The organism is Nocardiopsis sp. TRM 82005, from assembly GCF_056312425.1.
Window position 1 is genome coordinate 1 of record NZ_JBWDTQ010000036.1, and the last position, 23704, is coordinate 23704.

22 protein-coding genes are annotated in these 23704 nt (G+C 70.5%); all 22 read right to left on the bottom strand.

Annotated elements, in window-relative coordinates; all coding sequences use genetic code 11:
* Positions 1-43: 43 nt before the first annotated feature.
* The 22 genes from AC0T5L_RS24535 to AC0T5L_RS24640 all read right to left on the bottom strand — a co-directional run bounded on the left by AC0T5L_RS24535 (position 44) and on the right by AC0T5L_RS24640 (position 23510).
* Positions 44-2128: an OmpA family protein gene (locus AC0T5L_RS24535; RefSeq protein ID WP_476167851.1), complete on the bottom strand. Its 2085-nt coding sequence runs from the start codon at positions 2126-2128 to the stop codon at positions 44-46.
* 53 nt (positions 2129-2181) lie between these two features.
* The gene (locus AC0T5L_RS24540; RefSeq protein WP_476167852.1) at positions 2182-2616 is read right to left on the bottom strand and encodes a TadE/TadG family type IV pilus assembly protein; all 435 of its coding nucleotides are present in this window, start codon (positions 2614-2616) and stop codon (positions 2182-2184) included.
* The gene (locus AC0T5L_RS24545; RefSeq protein ID WP_476167853.1) at positions 2613-3041 is read right to left on the bottom strand and encodes a TadE/TadG family type IV pilus assembly protein; all 429 of its coding nucleotides are present in this window, start codon (positions 3039-3041) and stop codon (positions 2613-2615) included. Before AC0T5L_RS24545 ends, AC0T5L_RS24540 begins: the two co-directional genes overlap by 4 nt.
* Entirely contained in the window at positions 3038-3439 is a 402-nt protein-coding gene (locus AC0T5L_RS24550; RefSeq protein WP_476167854.1) for a TadE/TadG family type IV pilus assembly protein, read from the bottom strand. Before AC0T5L_RS24550 ends, AC0T5L_RS24545 begins: the two co-directional genes overlap by 4 nt.
* Positions 3436-3642 (bottom strand): hypothetical protein, encoded by a 207-nt coding sequence (locus AC0T5L_RS24555; RefSeq protein WP_476167855.1) that lies wholly within the window; start codon positions 3640-3642, stop codon positions 3436-3438. The genes AC0T5L_RS24550 and AC0T5L_RS24555 overlap by 4 nt, the downstream gene beginning before the upstream one ends.
* Before the next feature lie 15 nt (positions 3643-3657).
* Complete coding sequence (locus AC0T5L_RS24560; protein ID WP_476167856.1) at positions 3658-4533, bottom strand: hypothetical protein; 876 nt, start codon at positions 4531-4533, stop codon at positions 3658-3660.
* A complete protein-coding gene (locus tag AC0T5L_RS24565) occupies positions 4530-5432 on the bottom strand; it encodes a type II secretion system F family protein (RefSeq protein WP_476167857.1) in 903 nt (300 codons plus the stop codon). The genes AC0T5L_RS24560 and AC0T5L_RS24565 overlap by 4 nt, the downstream gene beginning before the upstream one ends.
* Positions 5432-6742 (bottom strand): CpaF family protein, encoded by a 1311-nt coding sequence (locus AC0T5L_RS24570; RefSeq protein ID WP_476167858.1) that lies wholly within the window; start codon positions 6740-6742, stop codon positions 5432-5434. The genes AC0T5L_RS24565 and AC0T5L_RS24570 overlap by 1 nt, the downstream gene beginning before the upstream one ends.
* A complete protein-coding gene (locus AC0T5L_RS24575) occupies positions 6739-7623 on the bottom strand; it encodes a CpaE/TadZ family protein (protein WP_476167859.1) in 885 nt (294 codons plus the stop codon). The genes AC0T5L_RS24570 and AC0T5L_RS24575 overlap by 4 nt, the downstream gene beginning before the upstream one ends.
* Entirely contained in the window at positions 7620-8348 is a 729-nt protein-coding gene (locus AC0T5L_RS24580) for an SAF domain-containing protein (protein WP_476167860.1), read from the bottom strand. Before AC0T5L_RS24580 ends, AC0T5L_RS24575 begins: the two co-directional genes overlap by 4 nt.
* A gap of 39 nt (positions 8349-8387) precedes the next feature.
* Entirely contained in the window at positions 8388-9218 is an 831-nt protein-coding gene (locus tag AC0T5L_RS24585; protein ID WP_476167861.1) for a hypothetical protein, read from the bottom strand.
* Positions 9212-9733 carry a hypothetical protein gene (locus tag AC0T5L_RS24590; protein ID WP_476167862.1) on the bottom strand — a complete coding sequence of 174 codons (522 nt, stop codon included), beginning with the start codon at positions 9731-9733 and terminating at the stop codon, positions 9212-9214. Before AC0T5L_RS24590 ends, AC0T5L_RS24585 begins: the two co-directional genes overlap by 7 nt.
* A 234-nt stretch (positions 9734-9967) precedes the next feature.
* Positions 9968-10183 carry a hypothetical protein gene (locus AC0T5L_RS24595; protein WP_476167863.1) on the bottom strand — a complete coding sequence of 72 codons (216 nt, stop codon included), beginning with the start codon at positions 10181-10183 and terminating at the stop codon, positions 9968-9970.
* Positions 10184-11039: 856 nt separating this feature from the next.
* A complete protein-coding gene (locus AC0T5L_RS24600) occupies positions 11040-12107 on the bottom strand; it encodes a C40 family peptidase (RefSeq protein WP_476167864.1) in 1068 nt (355 codons plus the stop codon).
* Positions 12104-12985: a replication-relaxation family protein gene (locus AC0T5L_RS24605; protein WP_476167865.1), complete on the bottom strand. Its 882-nt coding sequence runs from the start codon at positions 12983-12985 to the stop codon at positions 12104-12106. Before AC0T5L_RS24605 ends, AC0T5L_RS24600 begins: the two co-directional genes overlap by 4 nt.
* Complete coding sequence (locus AC0T5L_RS24610) at positions 12982-15324, bottom strand: type IV secretory system conjugative DNA transfer family protein (protein ID WP_476167866.1); 2343 nt, start codon at positions 15322-15324, stop codon at positions 12982-12984. Before AC0T5L_RS24610 ends, AC0T5L_RS24605 begins: the two co-directional genes overlap by 4 nt.
* Complete coding sequence (locus AC0T5L_RS24615; protein WP_476167867.1) at positions 15324-17171, bottom strand: VirB4 family type IV secretion system protein; 1848 nt, start codon at positions 17169-17171, stop codon at positions 15324-15326. The genes AC0T5L_RS24610 and AC0T5L_RS24615 overlap by 1 nt, the downstream gene beginning before the upstream one ends.
* Positions 17171-18151, bottom strand: coding sequence for a PrgI family protein (locus AC0T5L_RS24620; RefSeq protein WP_476167868.1), 981 nt, complete (start codon positions 18149-18151; stop codon positions 17171-17173). Before AC0T5L_RS24620 ends, AC0T5L_RS24615 begins: the two co-directional genes overlap by 1 nt.
* 24 nt (positions 18152-18175) lie before the next feature.
* Positions 18176-20185, bottom strand: coding sequence for a TrbL/VirB6 family protein (locus AC0T5L_RS24625; RefSeq protein ID WP_476167869.1), 2010 nt, complete (start codon positions 20183-20185; stop codon positions 18176-18178).
* Complete coding sequence (locus AC0T5L_RS24630; protein WP_476167870.1) at positions 20182-20574, bottom strand: hypothetical protein; 393 nt, start codon at positions 20572-20574, stop codon at positions 20182-20184. Before AC0T5L_RS24630 ends, AC0T5L_RS24625 begins: the two co-directional genes overlap by 4 nt.
* Before the next feature lie 83 nt (positions 20575-20657).
* On the bottom strand, positions 20658-21491 hold the full coding sequence (locus AC0T5L_RS24635; protein WP_476167871.1) for a sigma-70 RNA polymerase sigma factor region 4 domain-containing protein: 834 nt from the start codon (positions 21489-21491) through the stop codon (positions 20658-20660).
* A gap of 669 nt (positions 21492-22160) precedes the next feature.
* Complete coding sequence (locus tag AC0T5L_RS24640) at positions 22161-23510, bottom strand: pentapeptide repeat-containing protein (RefSeq protein WP_476167872.1); 1350 nt, start codon at positions 23508-23510, stop codon at positions 22161-22163.
* Positions 23511-23704: the final 194 nt, after the last annotated feature.

The following is a 23704-nucleotide window of genomic DNA, read 5'->3' on the forward strand; positions in this document are numbered from 1 at the left end:
GCCCGCACCGGGCCGGCGAGATCACCCGAGCCGTGCTCGTCCTTCAACTCCGAGAAGCAGGATGAAAAAGGCTGAGTGTGTACCGGCCGTTGCGGTTCGCGAGCACGGGTTGCCCGGGTTCCTGTAGTGCTTTTCGCAAGGATGAGCGGATGCTGTTGATCGCGTTCTTGCGGGCGGAGACCGCTCGGGCAGGCTCCAGCGCGGCGAAGCACTCCTGGGCGATGTCCTCTGCGCTCGCCCCGCGGGGGTGCAGGGCGAGATAGGCCAGGAGGGCGCGGGCCACCGAGCGCAGCCCGGTCACCTCCTTGCCGTCTACCTGGGTCACCAGGGTGGAGGCGAACAAGCGCAACCGCACCCGACAGGCGGCCGCGTCCTCTTCCGTGTCGGGTGCTGTGGGAACAGGAGGAAGCGTCACGGGGACCGCTGGCTCTGCTTCCTCCTCTGCCGGGAGAGAGGCCGCCTCACTCGGCGTGCTGTGCTCCGCCGGGCTGTGGCGGCGCAGGGCGATGCCGTCACGGCAGGCCTCGGCGTGAGCGGACCTCGCCCGCACTCGGTCGGTGGCGTCGCAGTCGAGGGCGACGGCGGCACGGTCGGTCTCACCGAGCACGCACGCCACCACCGTGGCGTCGTCCGGGGCCTCGGGCAGCCCGTGGGCCTCATCGAGGCCGTCGGCATCGCACACCACCAGGATTCGGGGAGTGCACGCGGCGTGGTCGTCCTCTGGGGCGCCGTCGGACTCCTCCATGCGGCGCCGTGTGGCGGTGAGGAGTTCGCTCTCCACCGCGTTCCGCGCTCCGGGGAGGTCGGCCACGACCTGCACACCCTTGGGAAGTGCTTTCACGCCGCCCAGTGCCGCGAGGGCGGCGCGGGTGGAGATCACCGGCTCGGGCGCGTGGTCTGTGGCGACTGCGGTCAGGACGGCGGCGGAGTGGGCTCCGACGAATGCCACCCCGTCCCGGCCGTTGACCCGAACGGTGTCGGAGACGAGCACATAGCCGTCCTCGTCGATGGCTCCGCGGGTGAGCCCGAGCCGGTCCTCGGTCAACAGATCACCCGTTGCGGGCGTGGTGTCCTCAGCGCTCGCCGGAGCAGGTGCCGGGACCGGGGCAGGGGCAGCGGGACTCGCTCGGAGGCGGGATGCGCGTCGCCGCCCGGCTGCGTATCCCGCTCCCAGGCCGACTGCCCCGGCCACGGCCCCCACCAGAAGCGGGTCCGGCTCCGGCGCTCCATCGCTCGCGGTGGTCACGTCCAACCGCACCCGCTCCGGCTCGGAAGCGCCGTCGGAGGTGTTCTCGGCGTTGGGCTGTGTGGTCGGCGCCGGGTCCTCTTCCTTGGCCGGGAGGGGCTGGACGGTGTAGGCGATCTCCACTCGGCGGTGCTCCCCGTAAGGCGCCTGGGGGTTCGCGGGAGGCTCGGCGGAACCGGCGCCCCGCACCTCGAAGTCGGCGTTCTCCAAGCGCTGGGCGAGGTAGTCCGCGACGGCCTGCGCCCTCTGCTCGGACAGGTTCCGGTTGTAGGCGGGATCGCCGACCGGATCGGTGTGCCCGGTGACCACCACCGGCTCCTCGGCCCGGCCGAAACCGCTGATGAGGTCGATGGTCGGTTGGAGCGACTCCTCCATCTCGGGGGTCAGCTCGGCTGAATCGAACCCGAAGTACGGCAGGTGGCGCACCCGGTCGATCGCTCCCTTCGGCCGGTCATCCGGCTGCTCCTCGGAACCCTCCGCCTCCTGCCCGGTCGGATCAGGGAGCACCGGTACCGCGGTCGCCGTGTCCGTGTGGGTCGCGAGCGCCACGGTCTGGGCGGTGGTCGCGGTGGCGCCCCCGGCCGCCAGTACCCACACCAGCCGCACCAGTCCCACCCGGGGCACCAGGCCTCGCAGCAGGGCGATGACGTCGAGGACTACGACGGCCAGGTGAACCGCCCACAGCGTCCACAGAGCCACCACCAGTACGGCGATCACGGCCTCGTCCGGAACTCGGCCGCCGCGTAGGTACTGCCACAGCCACGTCCACGTGGTGTGCTCTCCCAGCGGCCACCCCAGTCGAGACGCCAGCAGGGCGGGGCCGATGAGCATCACGACGGTGACCACGGCTTCTGCGGCCATGGACCAGGCACTTCGCGGCATACCTTCGCACTTTCCTTGTCTTGTTGGAGGTGCTGTGTGGAAGGGACTGCTCGTCATCGCGCAGACGGCTGGAGAGCGGTGGCCGTGGCTTCGGCCTCGATCGGCGTCGCGGTGAGCGGCAGGAGGGCGGGGGTGTAGGTGGTGCGGGCCAGCACGGTCACCCGCTCCTCCTCGACCAGCACCCGGCCGGTGAGCCCTTGCGAGGCCAGGTGGTCGGCAGCGGCCTGCTGGGCCGCAGCGGTGTCCAGCGTCGGGGTCCCGCCTCGTTCGAGGGTGGTGACCGTGTCGAGTTGTTGCGTGCCCGCCCGTGCGGCCGAGTGAGCGGCGTGCAGCAGCTCGGACTTGGCGGCCAGCATCTGCCCGCCCTCCCACACCAGCGCGAACACGACCGTGAGGACCGGGACGAGCATGATGAGGAAGACCGACGCGTGTCCGCCGTCGCCTCCGCCGGTCCGACGGCGCCTGTGGTTCCGGGGAGCGCGGTTCATGGCGTCTGCTCTCGGTAAGGATCCACCGGGGAGGTCGAGGTGGCGGTCAGGGTGCGCTCGCCGCCGAGCCCGCCCAGGTCGACCACGGTGACCGTGCACGCCACCCGCACCTCCACGCTCCCGCCCGGTTCGAATCCGGAGGCGTCCACCACAGCGGTGAAGGGGGAACAGACCACCCCCCGGTCATCCAGTTCCCGCCCGGCCTCCCGGTAGGCGTGAGTACGTGCGGAAGCCGCGTCCCGTTGCAGGGAGGCGGACCGCGCTGCCGCAGCGGCGGCGTCCCGGGTGATCAGGGCAGCCGAGACCTGGCGTCCGGCGATCACCATCAGCACCAGAGCCACGACCAGGACCGGGACGAGCAGGGACAGTTCAACCGAGGCGCTCCCACGGTCCTCACGGCACCGCTTCCGGCACGGGGTGTTCATGGTGTGAGGCGTTCGACGGGCCCGGACGCCTCCGAGGCCACGGGCAGACCGGTCCCGGGCAGCAGGCTCACGGCTCGGGCCCGGACGCGTACGCGCGCGTGAGCCGCACCCCGGTCGACGCGGACATCGACCTGGTACAACATCCCGCCGCCGAGCTGTTCGCGCGCCTGTTCGGCCTGTTCGTAGGCCGCTGCCACGGAGCCGTCGTAGGCGCGCGCCGTAGCAAGGGCCTGTGAGGAGATGACCTGGACGCGGTGCTGGGCGTGCGCCCACATCCCCACCTGGGTCACCACCAGCAGCATCACGAACACCAGGGGCAGGATGAACAGCGGCTCGGCGCTGCCCTGGTCGTCGTGCCCGGTTCGCCGTCGGCTGCTCCGGTGCGGGGCGGGCTTCACCTGTTCACGCCCAGGTCGATGGACTCGGCCGCCGTGGTGAACTCTCCGATGAGGATCCCTCCGACGACGGTGGCGATGGTGATGGACACCATGATGATCAGGATCCAGTCCGTGGTCGCCGATCCGGTATCGGTGGATGCGTCCGGCGGCGGAGTGGTCCAGGTACGGGCGCGGTGCTGGACGCGCTGGAGGAGACTCCTCATCACACCTCTCCTTGTCTAGAACCCCACCGTGATGTGCGCGAGGGCGACGTAGCTGATCAGCAGCAGGAACCCGGCGACCAGGCCCATGGTCGGCAGGGTCATGCGTTCGGTGGCCGCTTGGGCGAAGGCTTCGGTCTCGGCCAGGAGGCGGACACGCAGGGAGGTGGCCTTCGCGGCCAACGAGGTGCGGGTACGCGCCCCTGAAGCACCGCCCAGTTGCAGTGAGGCCGCCAATTCGCCCAGCTCCCGCACCCCGGTTTCCCGGGCGAGGGCGTCGAGCCCCTCCCAGGGAGGACGGTGCCGCAGCATCGCGGTCTGCACTGCGGTGCGGATCCGCTTGGGAGCGGGCCCCTTGCCGTGGTGCAGGGCGGTGGCCAACGCGCCGGTGGTCCCCGCCCCGGCGGCCAAACCCATCACCACCAGGTCCGCCAGCGCGGAGGAGGCCGCCCTCAGCTCGGCTCGGTGTTCGGCGGCGGCTCTGCGGGCTGCCAGGTCCGGGGCCGCGATGCAGCCTCCGGCGACCAGGGCGGCGAGCAGCCATGTGGTCGCGGGGCCGGGCAGGACCGCGCTGCCGACGGTAGCCAGCACGGTCGCCAGCAGGATCCCGATTCCGGTGGAGGCGGCCTTCTCCGCCCGGTAGGCCTCCGGCGATGTGCCCGCTGCCGTGAGCGTGCGGGTCATGGCCGGTCCGGGGACACCGGCGCGGGCCAGGAGGTGACCCGCGCGGCGGCCGGTCCGGTGTGCCCAACCGTCCGTGGCGACGGGGTGCGGCTCCGGCCGTGGACGGGGTGTGAGGCGCTCGGCCAGTGTGGGGCGGCGCAGGGCGTAGGCGGCAGCGCACACCCCGGCTCCCACCAGACCCCCGGCGGCTCCCAGCACCACGGCGCTCATCGGACACCGCCTCCTGCTCCGCCGGCCTCTGCCGGAAGGAGGCTGAAGGGGCGCGGCTGCTTCGGCGGTGGGGCGAGGCGGGCCAGCCAGAAGAACGAGGCCGCCCACAGGCCTCCGGTCGCACCGAGGATGAGCTGACCGGAGACAGTGTCCAGCGGTTCCAGGAAGGCGGGGTTGAACGCCGCCAGTCCCACCAGCATGAAGGTGGTGGCGGCGGCGATGATGCGTACCGAGGAGCGCACCCTGGCCCGGGAGGCCGATATCCGGGCCACCACCGTCGCCCTGTCCCGGGCGGCCTCGGCCAGGCGCGAGAGCGCCCCGGCCACATCGCCGCTCTGACGGGAGGCGCCCATGATCAGAGTGATCGCGATCAGGTCCGCCAGGTCGGAGTCGACCTGTGCGGCGAAGGCCTCCGCCGCCTGGTCCATGGGCTGGCCAGCGCGCAGCCGCGCTTCCAGGGCAGCGACCTGGTCGCGGATCACCTCCGGGGCGACGGTCACGGTCGCGGCGATGGCCTGGTGCAGCCCGGCGGCTCCGGTGATCATGTCCCGGAGCTGTTCTGCCCAGGAGGCCAGTGCTTCCGCCAGGTCGGCCTCAGCACGGTTCGCGGTGTCGGGTCCGAGCAGGGCGGGCAGCCACCACCCGGCCGCCGCGGCGATCACCGCCCCGACCGGCCACCCCGTCACCAGGCCGGCCACTGCTCCCGCACCTGCGGCACCGGCTGCGCGCACCCACATCCGGCGCTGGCGCAGGAACACGGTCCAGCGCCTTGAGGAGGGTGAAGCTCCTGCGGTGCGCCAGGGAACGAGGCTCGTCGTGTAGGCGGCGCAGGCGATCCCCGAGCCCAGGAGGGCTCCTCCTACGGCCAGTCCGACCATCGTCCAGTCCCACCAGGGCATCACGCCCACCCCCGCACCACATATCCGGCGCGGGACAGGCGTCGGCCGCCCACGCCGCTGGGAGCGCACACCATCGCGCCCGTGGCTTCCGCGGCCTCACGCGTGTACAGCTCGTTGGAAAGCACCTGGTCACCGTCGGAGCCCACGACCTCACGAATGCTCGTGACGGCCCGCTGGCCCTCCGCGGTGGTGTCGATGTGCACCACCAGGTGCAGGGCAGTCCCCGCCAGGGACGCGGTCGCCGAGGCGCTCAACCGCTCCGATGACTGGGCGCAGTAGGCGGCCAGTTTGGCGAACACCTGCTGACTGGACGAGGCATGGATGGTGGACATCGACCCGTCCGTGCCCATGCTCATGGCGTTGAGCAGTGCGAGCGTCTCCGGCCCCCGGGTCTCCCCCACGACGACCCGGTCCGGGCACATCCTCAGCGCTGCCCGCACCAGCTCGGCCAGGGTGATCTCCCCGACGCCCTCGATGTTCTCGGGGCGTCCTTGGAGGGCCACGACATCGGCCTCGGGAAGGTGGCGGTGCAGTCCCAGTTCGAGGGAGTCCTCCACCGTGATGATCCGCTCGGCCTCCACCGTGGCCAGCAGGGCTCGGAGCAGCGTCGTCTTACCCGCGTTGGTGGCACCGCTGACGATGACGTTCAAGCGCGCCCTCACCGCGGCGACCAGCAGGTCGCGAGCGGTCTGGTCGACCATCCCCGACCTGGCCAGGTTCCCCAGGGTGAGGTGCTGGGCGGGGTGGCGGCGGATCGTCACGGTCGGGCGGGCCGCGACCCCCGGCATCACCGCCGACAGCCGTTCGCCTCCCGGCAGCTCCATGGACAGGATCGGGGCACCCATGTCGAAGCGGCGCTCGCCGCCGGTTGCCCGGGCGGCAGCCCTCTGCACCAGGGCCACGAGGTCGGTGTCAGCGGCCACCACCGCCGGACGGTGTTCCCGGCGTCCTCCGCCGAAGTCGACGATGACTGGCTGCGATCCGGTGATGTGGATGTTCTCCACCCCGGGCTCGGCCAACAGCTCCTCCAGCGGCCCCAGCCCCAAGACGTGGTCCAGCACGAGCTGGCGCAGCCGTGCCTCCTCCGGCGCGGCGAGCTCTCCCTCCCCTCGGATCAGGGCTGTGCGGGCCCGGTCCTCCAGCAGGGTGTCCACCAGCCGTCCCACGTACTCGGTGTCCTCTGCCCCACCGGGTACGGTGACGAGCTGCTCGGTGACCTGGTTGGCCAGGGTGATCGCCGTATCCCGCAGTGCGTCATCCTCGTCGCCGGGTGCGAAGAGCGAATGTGGGCGTTCGGGGGTCGTCGTCATGCCGCGCCCGCCTCGATGGCACGCCGCACCGGGGAGGCCGCGCCGATCCCGGAAAGGTCGTCGCACAGTTCCGCCAGGGCCTTGGCCGCTTTGATCAGCGGCATCCACTCCAGGCCGTCGGGGTCCCGGTATTGGGACCGCCACGCGGCCAGGCGGTCGCGCAGGCGGGTGGGCGAGCGGTGCTCGCCTCGCACCAGCGCGGCTCCCACCAGGTCTTGCGGGATACGTGCCCACACCGGCAACCCTGAGGCCACCTGGGACACCTCCTCGTCGGGGTGGAAACAGGACTCCGCGACAGCCAGCCCCACGCGCACTCCCTCCTGGCGCAGCAACGCCAGGGCCGGTGCGCACGCTCTCATCCTGGAGGCGTGCCCCACGTTCCCCGGGTCCGTGACGACCACGACGGCGTCGGCATGGCGGAGCAGGGCCGCCCCCGCAGACCCCGGTACCGCCCGCCCCACGTCGATCACGGTCGCCTTCCCCGTCCCCAGCAGAGCGGACTTGCTGACGAGCGCGTCCACTGCCCGTCCGGCCTCCACCGGATCGGCGGGAGCCACCACCGCACGGAGTCCGCCGGGCAACTCCACCGCATGGTGAAGCAGCGGTTCACCGGCCGAGGAGGCGTCCTGCACGCCTGCCTGTGCCCATGCCTCAGCAGACGCCGGTACCGGAACCGGTATGCGGGAGGCGGCTGCCAACGACACCAGTCCTGTCTCACGGTCGGTGTCGATGCCGTACCAGGAGGCCAGGTCACCACCACAGGCATCGGCTTCCACCAGCACCGGCACTGTCAGAGGGGCCGAGGGCCAGCACGCCGCGATCGCGGTGGCCAGGCTGGTCACTCCGGGCGCCCCGCCCAACGAGCACACTGCCACGATCATTCGCGCTCCTCCTCTTCCTCGGACGACCGGAGCCCCTCGTGCGGGTTGACCACCGCGAGCTGTGCTTCCCCACCGGCTACCGCGCGCGAGAACCACACGGCTCGGTCCCTGGGCAGAACGACCTCGACGATGTGTCCGCCGCTGCCGAAACCCTCCTCACCGGTCACGACACGGTGGACCAGCCCCGTGACCGCACCTGCTTCCGAGGAGCTGTCCTCGTCGCTTTCCTCCCCGACCGCCGCGGTGATCAGGTCAACCGTCGTCCCGGCCTCCAGCCCCTGGGGCAGCGTGGAGACCGGCACCGCGACCACTGCCTGTCCCCGCTCCGGCCACAGGGCGCTGTCGGAGACCGAGTCCGCCACCAGCGGAGAACCCGCCGGTACCGGCCGTGTCAGCACCATGCCCTCCGCCACCTCGGGTGTGAGCAGCCGAAGCCCGTCAGCCGCTCCCAGATCCACCGAGGCCACATCCTCAGCCGTGATGAGGTGCCCCGCCGGCAGGTCGGCGGCGAGTACCGCGACCGTGCGCGTGTCCTCCCCAGCCAGTCCGGCCCAGGCCCCCGCCGCACCGCCGGCAACGATCAGCGCGCCGGCCAGCAGGCCCCACTTCCACCGGCGGCGTGAGGCCGCCACCAACCGCACGGACTCCCACTCCGGCCCGGTGTCCTTGGCACGGCCAGTCCCACTTTCCCGGTCGGTTCGTTCGGGTTTTGCGAGCGCGACCATCCCTCCCCCTTCTTCCTCAACGTCTTCTGCTCCCCGCCCTCAGCGGTGGCCGGTTACCACAGAGTGGATCTCGCTGACCGGCACCAGCACACTGGCCGCCGTGGTCAGGTCCTCCAGCTCTCCGCCCCTCCCGTCGGTGCTGGACCAGGCCACTCCCCACTCCCACACCGCTGCCAGTTCCACCCGGGCGCCCGCGCCGCCCGGCGGCAGGCTGGTGTAGGTGTGGCCGCAGTCCGGAGACCCCTCCTCCCGGTACACGTCGCGGGTGAACACGGTGCCCGGCACCTCGCACACCACTTCGTGGCCGTCGCCGGTGTCCCACACGATCCGCTCCGGTGTCGCGACCACCGTCACCGACCCGGCGCTGACCGAGGCCGTGGCCGTGACCGGCTCCCAGTCCGCGGCTTCCACCCACATCCAGGAGGGCATGTTCACGAAGCGAGGGCTGTCCGGTGGCGGAGCCGTTCCGATCTTCGGCGCGGGCAGGCGCATGACGGCGCGTGCCTGTTCAGCCAGCACGGCGGGGTTGAATTCCGGGAGACTCGCCGTGCTTCCCGAGCTGGCGCACAGGGCTGTGTCCAAGGGCACCTGGAGGGGCCCCTCCTGTCCGGACTGGGCAAACTCCACGTCCGGTGTCAGACAGGGCGTTCCCGCTTCGTCGGCTGCGCTGTGCCCGCCTTGGGGCGGAGCGCTGGAGACGGCCGGGTCGCGACCGGGCGTACGGGCGACGACTTCGCAGGAACCGCCGCTGCACGAGGTGTGACCGTCGAAACCGGAGGTGTCTCCCCAGGCAGCGGGCGCGCACACCGTCAGGTACACCGCGACCGCGACCCAGCCCAGGAGCCCTCGTGGCACCCTCCGTGTCAGCACGCGCCGGGCTCTCCCAGCCACAGCTCCTCGACCGTCCACTGGTCTTCGACCAGGGTGACCGTGGCCGTGTACAGCCGTGTGTTGCGGTCAGCGGGGTCTCGTGCCGGTTCGCCCTCCAGGACCCAGTCCGTGTTGTCCATGCAGTCCTCGATCACGACGGTCGGCGGATCATCGTCCGTCCTGGCCTCCGCCACCTCCGGGTTCAGTACGGGCTCCCCCATGGCGGTGGCACCGTCCAGCATGTCCGTAGTCAGTTCGAGCGCCTGCCCACGGGCGTACACCTTCAGATCGGCATGGTCTTCGGCGCCTTCCAAGGACGCGTCGACCAGCGCACGCATCATCCCGAGATAGGCGTCCACCGCCGCCTCCTCGACCTTCGACGACGGACTGGCAGGGACCGCCAGCGAGGAAGGCGTGCTCAGCGGTTCGCTCGCGGGGTCCCCCTTCTCAGCCGTGCATCCCGTCGACATCGCCACCACCGCTACGGTCGCCCAACCCACCGCAGGCGCGCGCATACCTCACCACCGGTTCCTCGCCAGACACGGCCCCACACCGTGCTTCCGAAGGGTGACACTAGCCACACTGAGAGTAATAAGACAACTGTTTTCTGAATACTCACCGTGACGAAAACTGTGAAGAGAACCACCCGGCTCCGATGTCGCACGCTCCACCTGGGAAAATACAAAGGCCATACAGACAGCACGGAGGGCTGCCTCCATGAGGAGACAGCCCTGGATCCGCTGCCCGGGTCAGGCCACGGGCACCCGTTGGGCCTTCCACTGGCGCACCAGGGCCGCCAGTTCGTCCCACTCCCCACGAGCCCCTGGACCACTCGCCGTCAGGGCGTCCGAATGATGCCGTGTCCGGCGCGTCTCGCGCTCCAGTTCTCGCTGACGCCCCGAGCGCTGCCGCTGTTCGTGCGCGACCAGGTAGGGACGCACCGCCCGCATCCCGTCATCGTCCACGCACCACCCCGGCTCCGGCGGACTTACGGCGCCGCCCCTCCCAATCGCCTTCCCGCCACCCGCAAGAAGGGCTTCCGCTCGGGCCTGTTGGGCCTGCCTCGCCTGGTCGTAGCGCCGAACCCACTCGGGTTCCCGGCACCGAGCCGCGTTCCCGGGATTCCGCGTCTTTCGTGGCGTGCGTGGTTCCGCATACCGGCTGGCAGCGGTCTTCACCTCGGGCTCCGCGCCGATGATCGCGGCGAGAACGGCGCCCATCGCCCACCGCATGCGGCAGGCCCATCCACGTCGACGCCTGCGGTGCCGACCCGTACCATGACTCACTGATTCTCCTCCTGCTACCTCAGGTGGGGATCACGCCCCGGGCGGTGTGCCAGCACCGACCGGGGCGCCTTTTTCTCTTGTGTCGTTTTCCTGGGGCCACCAGCAGGCCGGAATGGGGCGGGTGCCATTGGCTCCGAGGTCGTACGCCCCTCAAAGCTGCGCTTCCTCGCCGCCTCCGACCTGATGCGAACAGCCCCGCTACCTGGAGGTGGAGCCTTCGGAGCGAGGTGCGCCAGCGACTTCCTTCAGAACGCATTCAGACATGACAAACGACCCCATTTCAGACATGCGAAATAGAAAAAAGGATCGGGATAACAGCGTTCACCCGGACTGAACGGTATTCGCGATGTTTCCCCATACTCGCGAGAAGTTTCAACCGGTTCGGTTCGGAAGAGTCACGACAAGCGAAAAAGGCCGCCCGGCGGCCATGCCCCGAGCGGCCCGCACGCCGCCCCACGTCCCCGCACCGTCCCCAAGCGCGGCCCCGGCCTGCACCGGACGGCTGTCCGCGCCCCACGGGGTGTTTGGTGGCCGTTCAGCCCGGTCGGACGGCTGCCACGAACCGGGCGCTGTAGTAGTCGCCGTCGACCGGCTCGACCCGGATCAGCTGGCCGGTTCTGGGTGCGTTGACCATCTGGCCGCCACCGACGTACATGGTCACGTGCGAGGGCGAGGCACCGTATCCGGTGTCGTAGAAGAGCAGGTCGCCCGGTTGCAATTCACCGAGCCCCATCCGGGTTCCGACGTTGACCTGGTCGGTGGTCACCCGCGGAATGCCCACACCGGCCGCCGCCCACGCCTGCATGGTCAGCCCGGAGCAGTCGAACGCGTGCGGCCCGGTGCCGCCCCACAGATAGGGCTTGCCGACCTGGTCCAGCGCCCACTCCGCTGCCGCCCGGCCCTGCGCGCTACTGGCGCCCGAGCCCGCCACCGGGACCCGGGTGGCAGCCTGGGCGGCGAGCCCGGTGTAGTGCTCGATGTGCCCGCGCACCTGCCTCACGTAGGTGCCCGAGCGGTTGTAACGCAGCAGAGCCGCGTCGAGGTCTTCCTCATCGGCGAAGTCCACCGCCTTCGCTTCCGGGGCGCTGACGCACAGGTACACAGCGCTCGACCAGGCCGCGTCGAAGACGTTGTGCGGGTCTGCGGTGCCGTCCCCGGTCGCGTCCAGGCCGTGGGAGGCCCAGGTGGCGGGGATGAACTGCATCGGCCCCACCGCGCGGTCGAAATCCGTGTCCCCGTCCCACCGGCCGTCGTCGGAGTCGGTGTGGGGTGTGGTGTTGCCCCCGGCCCCGCGGCCGTCCAGACGGGGGCCGATGATCGGCGGGTCCACGTCCCCTGACAAGGAGACCTCATGCCCGGCCGCGTGGTCGGACTCGACCTTCCCGATGCCGGCCAGCACCGGCCAGGTCATTCCCGTGCACCCCGGGTACCTCTCCTCCAGACGTGCGGCGGCCTGGGCATAAGCCAGCAGGACTGTGCCCGGAATGCCCTCCACCCCTTGAGGTATCGCGGCGAGCTGGTGGTCCTCGCCCGCCGTGGCGCCGATGAACACCACCGGGAGCAGGAAGAGTACTCCTGCTCCCGCGACCGCGAGTCGGATCACTCCCCGTCCTGCCCCGGGGCGGTGTGGCGGCAGGCGACGTCGACCAGCCGCAACCGGTCCGGGGCGTCGGTGGCCCGCCACACCGCCTCGGCCGGGCCCCGTGCACCGAGCCGGGCATGGGTGGTGATGTAGACGCCCACCATGTCGGAGACGTCATCGGCCAGCTTCGCGGCGAGGTGGTCCTCGCGCTGGTCGGAGTGGACCGCGAACAGCACGATCGACGGCAGGCGGCTCTCCCTGGCCAGGCGCGCGTACCCGCCCATCTTGCGCTGCACCTTGGTCAGGGGTTCGCTGCCGGTGTCGTACTCCCAGAACACGTCCAGCTCGGCCCCGTCCTGGTGCCAGCGCATGTAGGCGTCCGGGCGGATGTGGCGTCCCCAGCGGCGTGCGCACTCGCGCTCGTTGTCCCAGCGCACCAGCTGCGCAGTGGGAAGGTCGCGCGCGGCCTCGGTGGCCAGTACCAGGGATTCGACCAGGCCGAGCATGTGCCCGAGCCGACCGGAGTGCGCCCAGGCCAGCACACGGTCCTGTCGGAACCCCAGCTCCCCCGGCTCCACTCCCCGCTGTTCGGCGACCAGGGCCGCGCCAGTCGGGGCAAGCACCCAGTGGTCGGGGACACGGACCCGGCCGAAGGGCCGGAACCGGTCGATGAGCCCGTACCGGTGCAGCAGAAGCAGTCTCCTGCGCGTACGGCGAGCTCCGCTTTCAGGAAAGTGGAGCCGGTGGATGTGGTGGGTGGTCATGACGTGGTGGTCATACAGTCCGGTCAGGATCTCCCTGTCCCTCGGTGTCACACGGGGTGCCAGCCACACCAGGGCCGACCCGTACTCGGTGCGCTCGACGGTGTTCCCGAGCACGCTCTTCTCCGTCCGCCTCACGACGTCTCCCCCGCCTTCCCCCGCACCTCGTCCGCGGGTCGGTCCTCCTGGGCCCCGAAAGTGCGTGCGGCTTCGCGAACCTGGACGGCCCTCCCCGTGGTTCCGTCAGGCAGCGGCCGGGTGCGTGCCGTCGCCGCCCCCTGCTCCCTGGCCCCCACCAGGGGCCTGACCACGGCCTGGTAGGCGCCCAGGTGGGTCAGGTCGTAGGCCCCCAGCACGGGCAGCGTGTGCTGCTGGAGGCTGGCCGCGTCGTCGGGTGAGGCGGTGAAGTACACCTTCGTGCGCGCGTTCGCCGAGACCGCCTTGCGCAGATCCGCTGGCAGCTGGCCCAGCTCCTGGTGGGCCAGGGTCAGGCCGAGCCGGTAGCCGCGGGCCTCGGCCAGCATGTCCTCCAGGCTCCCGGGAAGGTTGAGGAAGTTCTGGCACTCGTCCACGTACGCGCACAGGTCCTTGCGCTGGTGTTCGGGTGTGTGGATGCGGGCGGTCACCGCCTGCCACGTGGCCGCCAGCGCGAACGAGCCGATCAGCGAGCTGGTGTCCTCGCCCAGGCGCCCCTTCGGCAACCGCAGCAGGACCAGGTGTCCGGTGTCGAACAGGGAGGGCAGGTCGACCGTGGACGGCCCCGAGGCAACCACCTGCCGCACCCAGCGCCGGAGCAGCGCGGTCCTGAGCTTGTTCAGCACCGGCCCCGTCACCGAGCTGCGGGCCGAGACGGTGAGTCCGCAGTACCAGCCCCAGAAGTCCTCCAGGGCTGCGTCCTGACCGTTGCGGGCGGTGACCTTGTCCATCACCTTGCGGCGTAGGTCGTCGTCGGCCAGCAGACGCGGGACGTCCCCCAGGGTCAGCTTCGGGTCTCCCGCGCGGGTCAGGGTCAGGGTGGCCGCCCGCAGGATGTCGTCGGTCCGGGGCCCCCAGTACTCGGCGTAGATCCTGCGGAAGATCCCCACCACCGTGTCGCTGGTGAAATCAGGGTCGCCGCCCTGGAGCAGGTTCAACCGGGGCGGTGGCGCCTTGTCGTCGGGATCGAACAGCACCACCTTGTCGATGGCGTGTTCGGGCAGGCGGGCCAGGATGTCGGTGACCAGGTCCCCGCGCGGGTCGATCACCAGCCCCGCCCGTCCGGCCTCGGCGTCCTGGAGGACGAGGTTGGCCAACAGGGTGGACTTGCCCGAGCCGGTCTTGCCGAGGATGTGCGTGTGCTGGCGCGACTCCACCACCCCCAGCGCGACCGGGCGCCGTGTACCGACGTCGCTGTCGCCGACCACCCGGGCGTTCTCCCCTCCGCGCGGAACCTCCGGGGCGGGTGCTGCGGGCCGTGCCCCGGCCCGGGTCAGGCCGGGCACGGTGGTGTCGGTGGGCAGGTGCGCCACTCCGGCCAGCTCTGCCGCGGAGAGCAGGAACCCGTATCCCAGGAAGCGGTTCACCGCCCACCAGCCGGGCCGAATCATGAAGCGCCGGTCCAGGTGGTTGGTGCCGGAGGTGAACACGGCGAACGCCGCGGCGATCCCGTGTGCCCTTCCCCGCAGACGTTCCCTGGCGGCGTCGCCGACGTGGGTGGTGGTGAGTATGTAGGCCGCATCGCACGCCAGCCTCGGGCTGGAGGCCTTGGCCAGGATCGCCCGCACGTCGTCCCCCGTGCCGGGAAGCACCGGCGGGCGCCGGGGTGCAGAGCCGGCGGTGGGGTCGAGGGCGTCCACCAGGTGTGTGGCCAGGCCGGTGTGGCCGTGCAGGCGCGCCGCCGCTCGGCGGGCGCGCGCGGCCCGCCACCCCGTGGAGGGGCGGGCGGTGATCCGCACCAGGGCGTGTTCACCCTCGACCAGGTCCTCAAGCGCCCCCAGCAGCGGTCGGGCCGGGTCGTCCTCGAACCTGGTGCGTAGCGGGAAGACCTCGCTGCGCCCCAACCGCAGGTGGCCGCCGGTGGTGTAGACGCCTGTGGGAAGCGGGGGCTCCCCAGAGGCGAGGTGGCGTGTGGAGGTGGTCGCCCCGGGCCAGGCGGAGGAGACCGCGCGTTCCACCGTGCCCGGCGGCACCGCACCCGGCACCCACACCTGGAACCGCACCCCGGCTGCCGAGGCGATCACCTCCAGGGCCAGGTGGGGCTGCACCAGCCACCGGGACCACCGGGGTTTGAGCAGGCCCATCACGTGCTGCCAGAAGGCCTGGGCGTTCTCCAGCGTCGCCTCGGGCGGCGGCAGGATCTCCACCACCCGCGCTTCCCGGGACAGGTAGTGGTGGCGGGCCAGGCGCACCCCGACCAGAAGGGCACACACCGCAGCCCCTGCCAGCGGGACGGTCCCGAGGAGCAGGAAGAACCCGCCGCTTGCGAGGAAGCCGACCATCACACCGTCTCCTCGTCATCGAACCCGTCCGCGGCAGAAGCGGGGCTTTCGTCCTGCGCCTCTTCTCCCGCCGTCCCCTCCGTCCGCATGGCAGCGAGCTCTGCCGGGTCGGACGTGATCAGCTGGTGTTCAAGTAGTGAGGCGACGGGGTGGAAGCCGACCCTCTGGTGTCCGGCGACCAGGAGCGCGGAGCCCCTGGGGGCGGTACCGACCAGGTGGGTCTCTCCGCCCGAGAGGTGGAACGCCTCGCTGACGGCGTCGAGGTTCTGCGGGGCCTGCTTCAGCAGCACCTGGGTGGCGGCGTTGGCGACGACCACCCGCCCCAGCTCGGTACCGAGCACGTCGCCCACGTCCTGGGTGATCAGGGTCAGTCCGACCCAGTGCTTGCGTCCGGCTTTGGACAGCCGGGCCAGGTAGCGGGCCGCGGCCGGGTCCTGGAGCAGCATCCACGCCTCGTCGACCACGACCATGCGGGGACGCTCCGGTGTGCCGGCGGTGATGTGCCGCCAGATCGCGTCGAGCGCGATCAGAACACCGACCGGGCGGACCTCGTCCGGTAGCTCCTTGAGCGAGACCACGGTCAGGTGCCCGTCGACCCGGCCGGTGGAGGGCCCGTCGAACAGCGCCGCGTGTGAACCGTGGACGAAGGGCTCCAACCGGTCGGTCAGCGCCTGTGCGGCGCGGCCCGGTTCGTCCCCCGTATCGGGATCGGCCGCGACGTCCTCCAGAGCGGCGGCCAGGTCGGCGAGCACCGGAGCGGGCCGGTCCCACGTGGTGGGGTCGCGCGTGATCCCGGCCTCGGCGTAGGCGGTGATGACCGCCCGGTCCAGCACCGTCTTCTCGGTCGCGGACAACTGGCCGACCATCGCGGTGACCAGGGTGTGCAGGAACAGCGCGCGAGAGGTGAACGCCTGCCCGTCCTTCTCCGTGCCCGGCGCGGGAAGGTCGAAGGGGTTCAGCCGCCCGTTCTCAGTGCCCAGGCGGAGGAGGGTGCCGCCGACCGCTTCGGTCAAGCGCAGGTACTCGCCCTCCGGGTCGATGACTGCGGCCTCGACCCCCACCAGCAGCGACCGCAGGACTTCGAGTTTGGCCAGGTAGGACTTGCCCGCCCCGGAACGCGCCAGGACCACGCTGTTGTGGTTGTCCAGCCCGCCGCAGAACCGGTCCCAGGCCACCAGGCCGCAGGAGTGCGTGTTGGTGCCGTAGACGACCGTGGTCTCCCCCAGATCCGCGACCAGCTCCGGAGAGGTGAACGGCAGCGTCGTGGCCACTGCGTCGGTGTCCATCGACCGGCCCGCCCTCAGCGCGTCGGTCCCCAGCGGCAGGGTGGTGATCCACCCCTGCAACGGCCGGAACGTCGCGGGGACGGCCTCCACGAGCAGGGACGAGCACAGGGCCAGCACCTGCTGGAGTTCGGCCTCCAGCACTTCCAGGCTGGGGGCGTGCACGGTGATGTACACCCCCACCTTGAACAACCTGCCCTGACCCGTGGCGATGCGGTCGGCGATCTCGGCCGCGTCCATGGCCGCCGTCACCTGGTGCGGGTCCTCCACCCGCCCCTGGGCGGCACCGGTGCGGTGGGCCGACTCCAAGCGGGCCCGACGCTTGCGCAGCCGGGCTGCGGCGACGGGAGCGGGCACCGGCTCCAGGTGGAAGGCGATGTCGAGCTGGCCGGGATAGGTGAGCAGGGGTTCGGCCCATCCGACAGCGACCTCGCGCGGATAACCGGTGACGACGAGGGTCTGGCACACCCCGCCCTCGACCTCCACATGGCGCGGTCCGAGGCGAAGCGCTGGTCCACCCAACGCGGGCGTTCCGAGTCGTGTCCGCAGGCTACGGAGAACCATCAGCGCTCCTTCTCGTCGTCGGTATCCGCAGGGCTGTTGGTCTCCGCTCGGTCGCTGACTCCCACGGACCCGTCGGTGTCCGGATCGGGATCGGTGAGGCTCACGCCGGGAGCGGCCATCGACGCCCGCAGGACCTGCTTGGCTTCGCCTCTGTCCAGGACCTGTGTGCGGATGCCGAGAGCAGCCAAGCGGTCCGCGGTGTCCTGAGCCCTGCGCAGCAGAGCGGCCCCCACTCGGCGAGCGGCACCGGCCGCGGTCACCACGACCACCACCTGCTGGTGTGAGAGCTCGTGGGTGGCGGTCATCTCGTCCAGGAACTGTGCGTGTGCCATCGCGGCCTCGGCCAGCGCCGGATGCGGCAGGTGGTCGGCGTTGTCGCGGAGCATCGCGGTGAACTCGGTCAGATCCGCGCTGCGCCGTTGGACGAGGATCTGCACCGGTTCGGACAGGGCGTCCAGCACCCCGGCGAAGGCGGCGAGCACCTGGTCCTGCTCGCGCCCGGAGGCGAGCTGGAAGGGCAGGGTGGTGCAGGCGATCATCACCGCGCACCGGCCGTCCAGGTCCACCACCCCTTCCGGAGAGATCGCCGACGCCGGTAGCCGCAGCGGAGCCAGGCGGGGACCGCGCCCCAGACGGGGCGCCCACCGGGGCAGCGGCGGGATGTGCCCGGACGGCGCACAGACCAGGTGCTTGGGTGCGCGCGCCCACGCCAGGGCACTGGCGGCGACCTGCTCCAGGCCCCGACCGTCGTGCTCGCCCAGCGCGAGGGCGATGACCGCGCCCAGAACGGGGGCCAGGGCCATCGCGAACACCCACAGGGGCACGAGATCGCGCAAAAGCAGGTAGGTGCCCCAGGCTGCCAGCAGGGCCGGGGCGATGAGCAGGCACTGCCGCGCGGTCAGGTTGAACAGGACCGGTTCTGGCCGGTCGATATCGGCGGGGATGCGTCCCCGCCACGCGGACGCTTCTTCAGAGGCCACGCGGGTTCCTTCCTCGTCGAGCGATCATTTGGCGTCCTGGTCGGGGCGCGGAAAGAGCCCGTACTGCTTCCACACGCGCTTGGGGTTGGGAAACAGCGCCCGCTGGCCCTTGACGTGCGGCGGCTTGTCCCACGTCAGCGGCGGCATGCCGGGCAGGTGGCGCAGCCCCTCCGAGGGCCGGGGTGCGGGAGCGGGCAGGCCCAGGCGTGGCGTGGTGCGCCTGCCGGGCACCCGTACCGGTGGCGGGGTCGGCAGCACGCCCTGGCGCCACCTGCGCTTGGGCGGTGCGACCGGTGCCGAGGGCTTCGGCGGCGGGGCCGGACGTGGAAACAGCACCTGTTGGCCCACTCTGGGTGAGCCGGGCATGCCGCCCACCTCCAGCTCGCGCCGGAGCGACGCGGGTGGCACCGGACGCGGGGGCGGTACCGGCGGCAAAGCTCGCGGTCCCGGCAGCGAGAGCGGACCGCGTACGCGGTCACCTGGCCACGATGGGCCACCGGCCGCTCCGGGAGGTGCGCCCGTGGGACCGATGGCGGGTCCCGGACCTGTCGGGCGCGGGCCCCGGTGGTCTCCGCCGGGGCCCGGCAGCGCTCTCCGATCCCCTGTGGTGATGGCACCGGCGGGCTCAGGAGGATCGTGGCGGGCCCGGTACCACCACGCCTGGGGCTGCAAAGGTTGCAAGCCCGCCCCGGGCCCGGGTGTGTAGCGGGGCAGCTTGCGGCCGGGGGTGCGCGGCGAGGAGAACTGCCACTTCAGTGACGCCGCCGGGGCCGTGGGCAGCCGCATCCGGCCGATCGACCTGAAGGCCAGCATCGCCGCGATGTTCTTCAACATCGCGGCGATGGGCGAGGTACCCGGGTTGGGCTGCCACACCAGCTTCATCACCCAGGAGCCGATCCGGATCTGCACGTACAGCAGCACCAGGAGCAGCATGATCTGCATCAGCCAGCCCGCGTCCTCCGTCTGCCCGTGGCTGGGCGAGGCGAGCACACTGCCGGCCAGGGTGACGCTCTGACCGGTTCCGGTGTCCAGGGCCATGTCAGGTCCCTGCTCGGGCGCGGCCGTCTCCCGCAGCGATCCGAAGATCGTCATCTGCCCCTCGAAGAACAGGCGGGCCATGGCGATGAACACCACCGACTGGGCGATCGGGATCGCGCACAGGCCCGCCATGGACTTCCACCACAACTCGGCGAGCCGGTTGGTCTGCGGCAGGGCGTGGAAGATCAGCAGCAGCGGGGCGGCGATGGTCAGCACGATGGCCATGCAGATACGCACCGCCTCGGTGACCATCCACACCACCAGCAGCACCACGACCACGACCAGGAGCAGGATGGTGAAGACCAGCGCCTCTTCCAGGATCACCTCCATCCGGTCGCGGAGGTTGACCGCTGCCTCGTGAGCGTTGATGCCCTCGGCGCCGATGGCCGCGGCGATCTGGTTGGAGGCGCGGATCATCTCCCTGGCCGCCCACAGCGAGAAGTTCGAGGCCACGAAGGCGAACACGCACCGGGGCAGGATGTCGGCGGCCGAGTAGCGGCTCTGCACGCTCTGGTAGCCCATGGCCACCACCCCGCCCGCCACGATGAGCAGCACGAAGAGCGTGTTGCTGGTGGTGAGGATGCCGCTGTGCAGGGCCTTCATGCCCTCGGTCGGCACCGGCGTGTGGAACGCCTTCTCCGCCAGCCAGCCCAGGGCCGGGTTCAGCCCGGACACCACGAAATCGGCGAACCAGTTGGACACGTGGCAGCCCGGGTCGACCAGACCACAGTTGAACACGTCCCCGTCGGTGTCCAGCTCCATCGAGTCACCGCCAGATCCCTCCTGTTCCCGCAGAGGAGGCTCTCCCTCGCGCGGATCCTGCGGCTCTGGGAGCGGATCGTCGGTGATCTCCCGTTCCGGAGCCGGCTGCGCTTCGGACTCGGGTTCAGGTCGCGGCCCGGGGTCCTGCGGCTCCGGGAGCGGGTCGTCGCTGGGCGGCGGCAACGGGTCATCGGAGGGTTCGGGTTGCAGCGGGGGCCGCCAGGCAGACGTCACGCGCCACCCCCGCCCACACTGACGATCCAGTCCAGGATGTCCATGAGCACCGTGGCCAGGATCGCGATGCCGTAGCCGATCGCCGTGCCGGTCAACGCCCTCTTGGCACCGTCGATCTGCCCCGGCTCGCCGTTGGCGGCCAGCCACCGCACCGCCGCGATCGTCAGGAACAGCGTCCCCAGCGCTGAGGCGAGAGCAATGATCACCAGGCGGATCCGGTTCACGACCTGCCGCAGCTCCGAAGTGGTCTGCTCCGCCGACTCCGCTACGGCCTCCGCCCAGACCCACGCCGCTTCGTCACCGACCACCACCCACCACACGGCCGCCCCGACAGCAGTCAGGAGCACCACCGCCCACCGGCCCGCACTCGATCGCGTTGCTGCTGCCACCCGTCCCCCTCGGTGTCCTCGCCCCCGGAGGGGCACCGGGCCCAGCGCTGCACCGCCGAAGCCCAGTGCCCGTATCTGCTCCCCTAAGAAGCCCGGGGAAGAGGCCGATGCGACAACGGACTCCAACGGGTTTCCGACCCCGCCACCAGGAGCCGGAGCTCGCGCCGCTGCTCATGAAGACCCCGCGAGCGGACGAGTGCATCGGCGATCACCACCTCGCCCGCGCTCACCGCCGAGACCAGACGGGCTTCGGCGCGCTCACGGCGCTTCGCCAGAGCCTTGTAGGACACCCCCAACTCCGCCGCCTCCTCGGCCAGCGAGACGTTCTCCACCCTGGTCCGGGCGATCAGGCGTGCCTCCGCCTGCGAGAGGACACCCACCCGCGCCGCGGACACCAGCAGAAGGTCGGGGCTGCCCTGCATGCCCGGGTCAGGGTCCTCCTGATGCCCCGGGTCCCCGGTCGGAATCGGCGCTTCCTGCTCGTGCCTGCGCACCGAGAGCGCGGCGCGGTGTGCGGGCTGTGTCAGGTACCAGGCCATGCGGGCATAGTCCAGGCTGATGGTGCGGACCCGGTGGATGACCTCGGACAGGATCGCGGACTCCACCGCCTCCACTCCGTTCGCGCTCAGGCCCCGGCAGGCGCGCCGAGCGGTGGAGCGCAGCGCCGGCATGCACAGCCCCAGCGCGCCGACCATCCAGTCCTGGGACAGGCGGGCGGCGCGGATGGTGTGCCGCCACACCGCGTCGCGCACGTCGTACGGCGTCCCCTCGTCCATGAGGACGTCGCGGAGTTCGTACAGGGAGTAGGCGCGGCCCTGGAGCCATGGGTGGCAGTTGGTGCCGTGCAGGAGCAGATGGGATGGCGCCAGGCGGACGAAATGGGTTTCGACCACTTCCAGCGGCGATGGTGCGAACACGGATGCCTCCCCGAACACGAGCGAGAAATGACATCCGCATGGAACACGTCGGCGTTCTCAGTCAGGGTTCACAAGGGGTTCACTGCGCACGCAAAAGCTACTCGGAGGGCGCTCAACCCATGATCCCCAGAGTAAAGAATCACCCAAGGGAGTGCCCGCAGGAGACCCCCGTGTCCCAGGGAGCGATCCCAGTGAACCCCAGGTGAACCCGCCACCACCTGCACTTATGGCAGCTTGATCAACCAGTGAGTGCCGAGCAAGGTCGACGCTCACCAACCGAGAAGCGAAGGAACCGGCGCTCTCCTAAGACACGCAAGACACCAGGGAGTCAGTAACCGAGCACCCTGGGAGGAGGGTGTTTTCCGAATGCCCCCTCCTCCATTCGGAAATGACCTATGAGCTGTTCTGCTGAACCAAGGAAACCAGCGACCAGGAAGGGTTGTGTGTTGACGAGCACGAACATGGGTTCTGGCACTGATCTTGTGGTGTGGTGACAGTCAGTTGCCCGGATGGGGCAGAGGATCCGGGTCCGATCCCTTGAAATTCGCACACAGCCCAAGACCACAGGCTTCCGTGACTCTTCGTGCGCCAACCGCAAGATCAGTGCCAGAGTCCATCTTCGCGACTGTTGAACGCAACGAGCACGACAGTGTTGGCGCAGTGAGGATGTCAGTGATCGGGTGCATCAGCAGACGTGCTTGAGGCTCCCTGCTGGCCATTCTTGTTAGTAGTCGGCCGCCACTGCCCTGGAAATAGCAGTACCACTCCAGGTTCTCCGTGCTCGATCGCTTCCAGCAACCCGGTAGGACGCGTCCCCAAGGCCCTGTTGAAGTTCACGATCCCGCCAGCGAACATGGCCTCGTTGAAGTCCACCGTCCCATCGGTGAACCGGACCCCGCTGAAGTCGACTCTCCCACCTGCGAGCTGGATCCCACGGAAGTTCACCACCCCACTAGCGAACTGGGCGCCAGCAAAGAGCACCGTCCCATCGGTGAACCAGGCTCCGAAGAAGCTCACCGTCCCGCCTGCGACCTGGATCCCGCGGAAGTTCACGGTCCCGCCGACGAACATGGCCCTGCGGAAGTTCACGGTCCCGCCGACGAACCGGGCCCCGCGAAAGTCCACCGTCCCATCGGTGAACCGTGTCCCGCTGAAGTTCACGGTCCCGCCGACGAACATGGTCTCGCTGAAGCCCACTGCCCCATCGGTGAACCAGGCCCCGCTGAAGTTACCGCCATCGAAGACGACACCGGTGAAGTCGTAGTCCTTACCCCGCCAGCGAGTGGGCTCGCGCAAGTGGTTGCCGATGATACGGATGATGGTGTGGCGCACCTCGCGGAAGGAGGCGAACTCCAGTGTGCGTGCGCGGTGATCCTCGCGCTGGGCGTCGTCGGCGTCAGCGGGCAACTCGCCGGGCTCGGGGGCATAGGGCATGCGCAGGTAGGCACACAGCACGTCGATCACCATCTGCACGAGATCGTCGCGGTCCTCAGGGGCGTCGTCGGCCAGATGAGCCAGGGCGTGTACTCCGCCCAACCGCACTGCGGGCTGGTCCTCTCCGAGCTGGCTCACAGCGGTGGTGAACCGCTCGGTAAACAGTTTGGTGTTCTCACGCGCGACGGTCAGTTCCGCGCGTTGGGCATCGGACTCGACTGTACGTTGGCGTCGGTAGGCGATGACCAACAAGGCCACACCGCCCAAGCCAGCGACGATGGCGAAGGCGCGAGTGGCGATCGCGTCCAGATTCTTGGGTGTGAGCTCCGTAGGTGGTTTCCACTGGGGTGTGTCCAACACCAGCCACGCCAGGGTGGTCATAGCCGCGACCATACCCGCGGCGACCGCCCAGGCAGCCAGAATCAGCCAGACCAACCGCACCGGAGTGGTGCGCTTCCAGTTCACCCCCGCCACACCGGCGGCCAGCAGCAGAGCGCACACCCCCACTGCGGCTACGCGCCAGGTCTGGCCCTCGGTGAACCCGAGCAGATCCCAGACCGTTGTGGCCAGAGGCCACAACGCCACGGCCGCTCCGAGTCCGCCGACAGTAACCGCAATCCAGGACAGGTCATGGCGACGCCGATCGAGGCGCTCACGCAACAAGGCGGCTCGTTCCAGGAAACGTTTCCGCCAGGACGATCGAGGGGGTGAGGGATCAGTGGTCATGGTGCGACCGTAACCAGCCAAAAGCGGGGCATGGGCCTCTGGCCAAATCCGGT

Excerpts from the sequence above, each read along its gene's own strand:
- AC0T5L_RS24535 (WP_476167851.1), bottom strand. The coding sequence starts at position 2,128 with ATGCCGCGAAGTGCCTGGTCCATGGCCGCAGAAGCCGTGGTCACCGTC.
- AC0T5L_RS24540 (WP_476167852.1), bottom strand. The coding sequence starts at position 2,616 with ATGAACCGCGCTCCCCGGAACCACAGGCGCCGTCGGACCGGCGGAGGC.
- AC0T5L_RS24545 (WP_476167853.1), bottom strand. The coding sequence starts at position 3,041 with ATGAACACCCCGTGCCGGAAGCGGTGCCGTGAGGACCGTGGGAGCGCC.
- AC0T5L_RS24555 (WP_476167855.1), bottom strand. The coding sequence starts at position 3,642 with ATGAGGAGTCTCCTCCAGCGCGTCCAGCACCGCGCCCGTACCTGGACC.
- AC0T5L_RS24560 (WP_476167856.1), bottom strand. The coding sequence starts at position 4,533 with ATGAGCGCCGTGGTGCTGGGAGCCGCCGGGGGTCTGGTGGGAGCCGGG.
- AC0T5L_RS24565 (WP_476167857.1), bottom strand. The coding sequence starts at position 5,432 with ATGCCCTGGTGGGACTGGACGATGGTCGGACTGGCCGTAGGAGGAGCC.
- AC0T5L_RS24570 (WP_476167858.1), bottom strand. The coding sequence starts at position 6,742 with ATGACGACGACCCCCGAACGCCCACATTCGCTCTTCGCACCCGGCGAC.
- AC0T5L_RS24575 (WP_476167859.1), bottom strand. The coding sequence starts at position 7,623 with ATGATCGTGGCAGTGTGCTCGTTGGGCGGGGCGCCCGGAGTGACCAGC.
- AC0T5L_RS24580 (WP_476167860.1), bottom strand. The coding sequence starts at position 8,348 with ATGGTCGCGCTCGCAAAACCCGAACGAACCGACCGGGAAAGTGGGACT.
- AC0T5L_RS24590 (WP_476167862.1), bottom strand. The coding sequence starts at position 9,733 with ATGCGCGCGCCTGCGGTGGGTTGGGCGACCGTAGCGGTGGTGGCGATG.
- AC0T5L_RS24610 (WP_476167866.1), bottom strand. The coding sequence starts at position 15,324 with ATGGTCGGCTTCCTCGCAAGCGGCGGGTTCTTCCTGCTCCTCGGGACC.
- AC0T5L_RS24615 (WP_476167867.1), bottom strand. The coding sequence starts at position 17,171 with ATGGTTCTCCGTAGCCTGCGGACACGACTCGGAACGCCCGCGTTGGGT.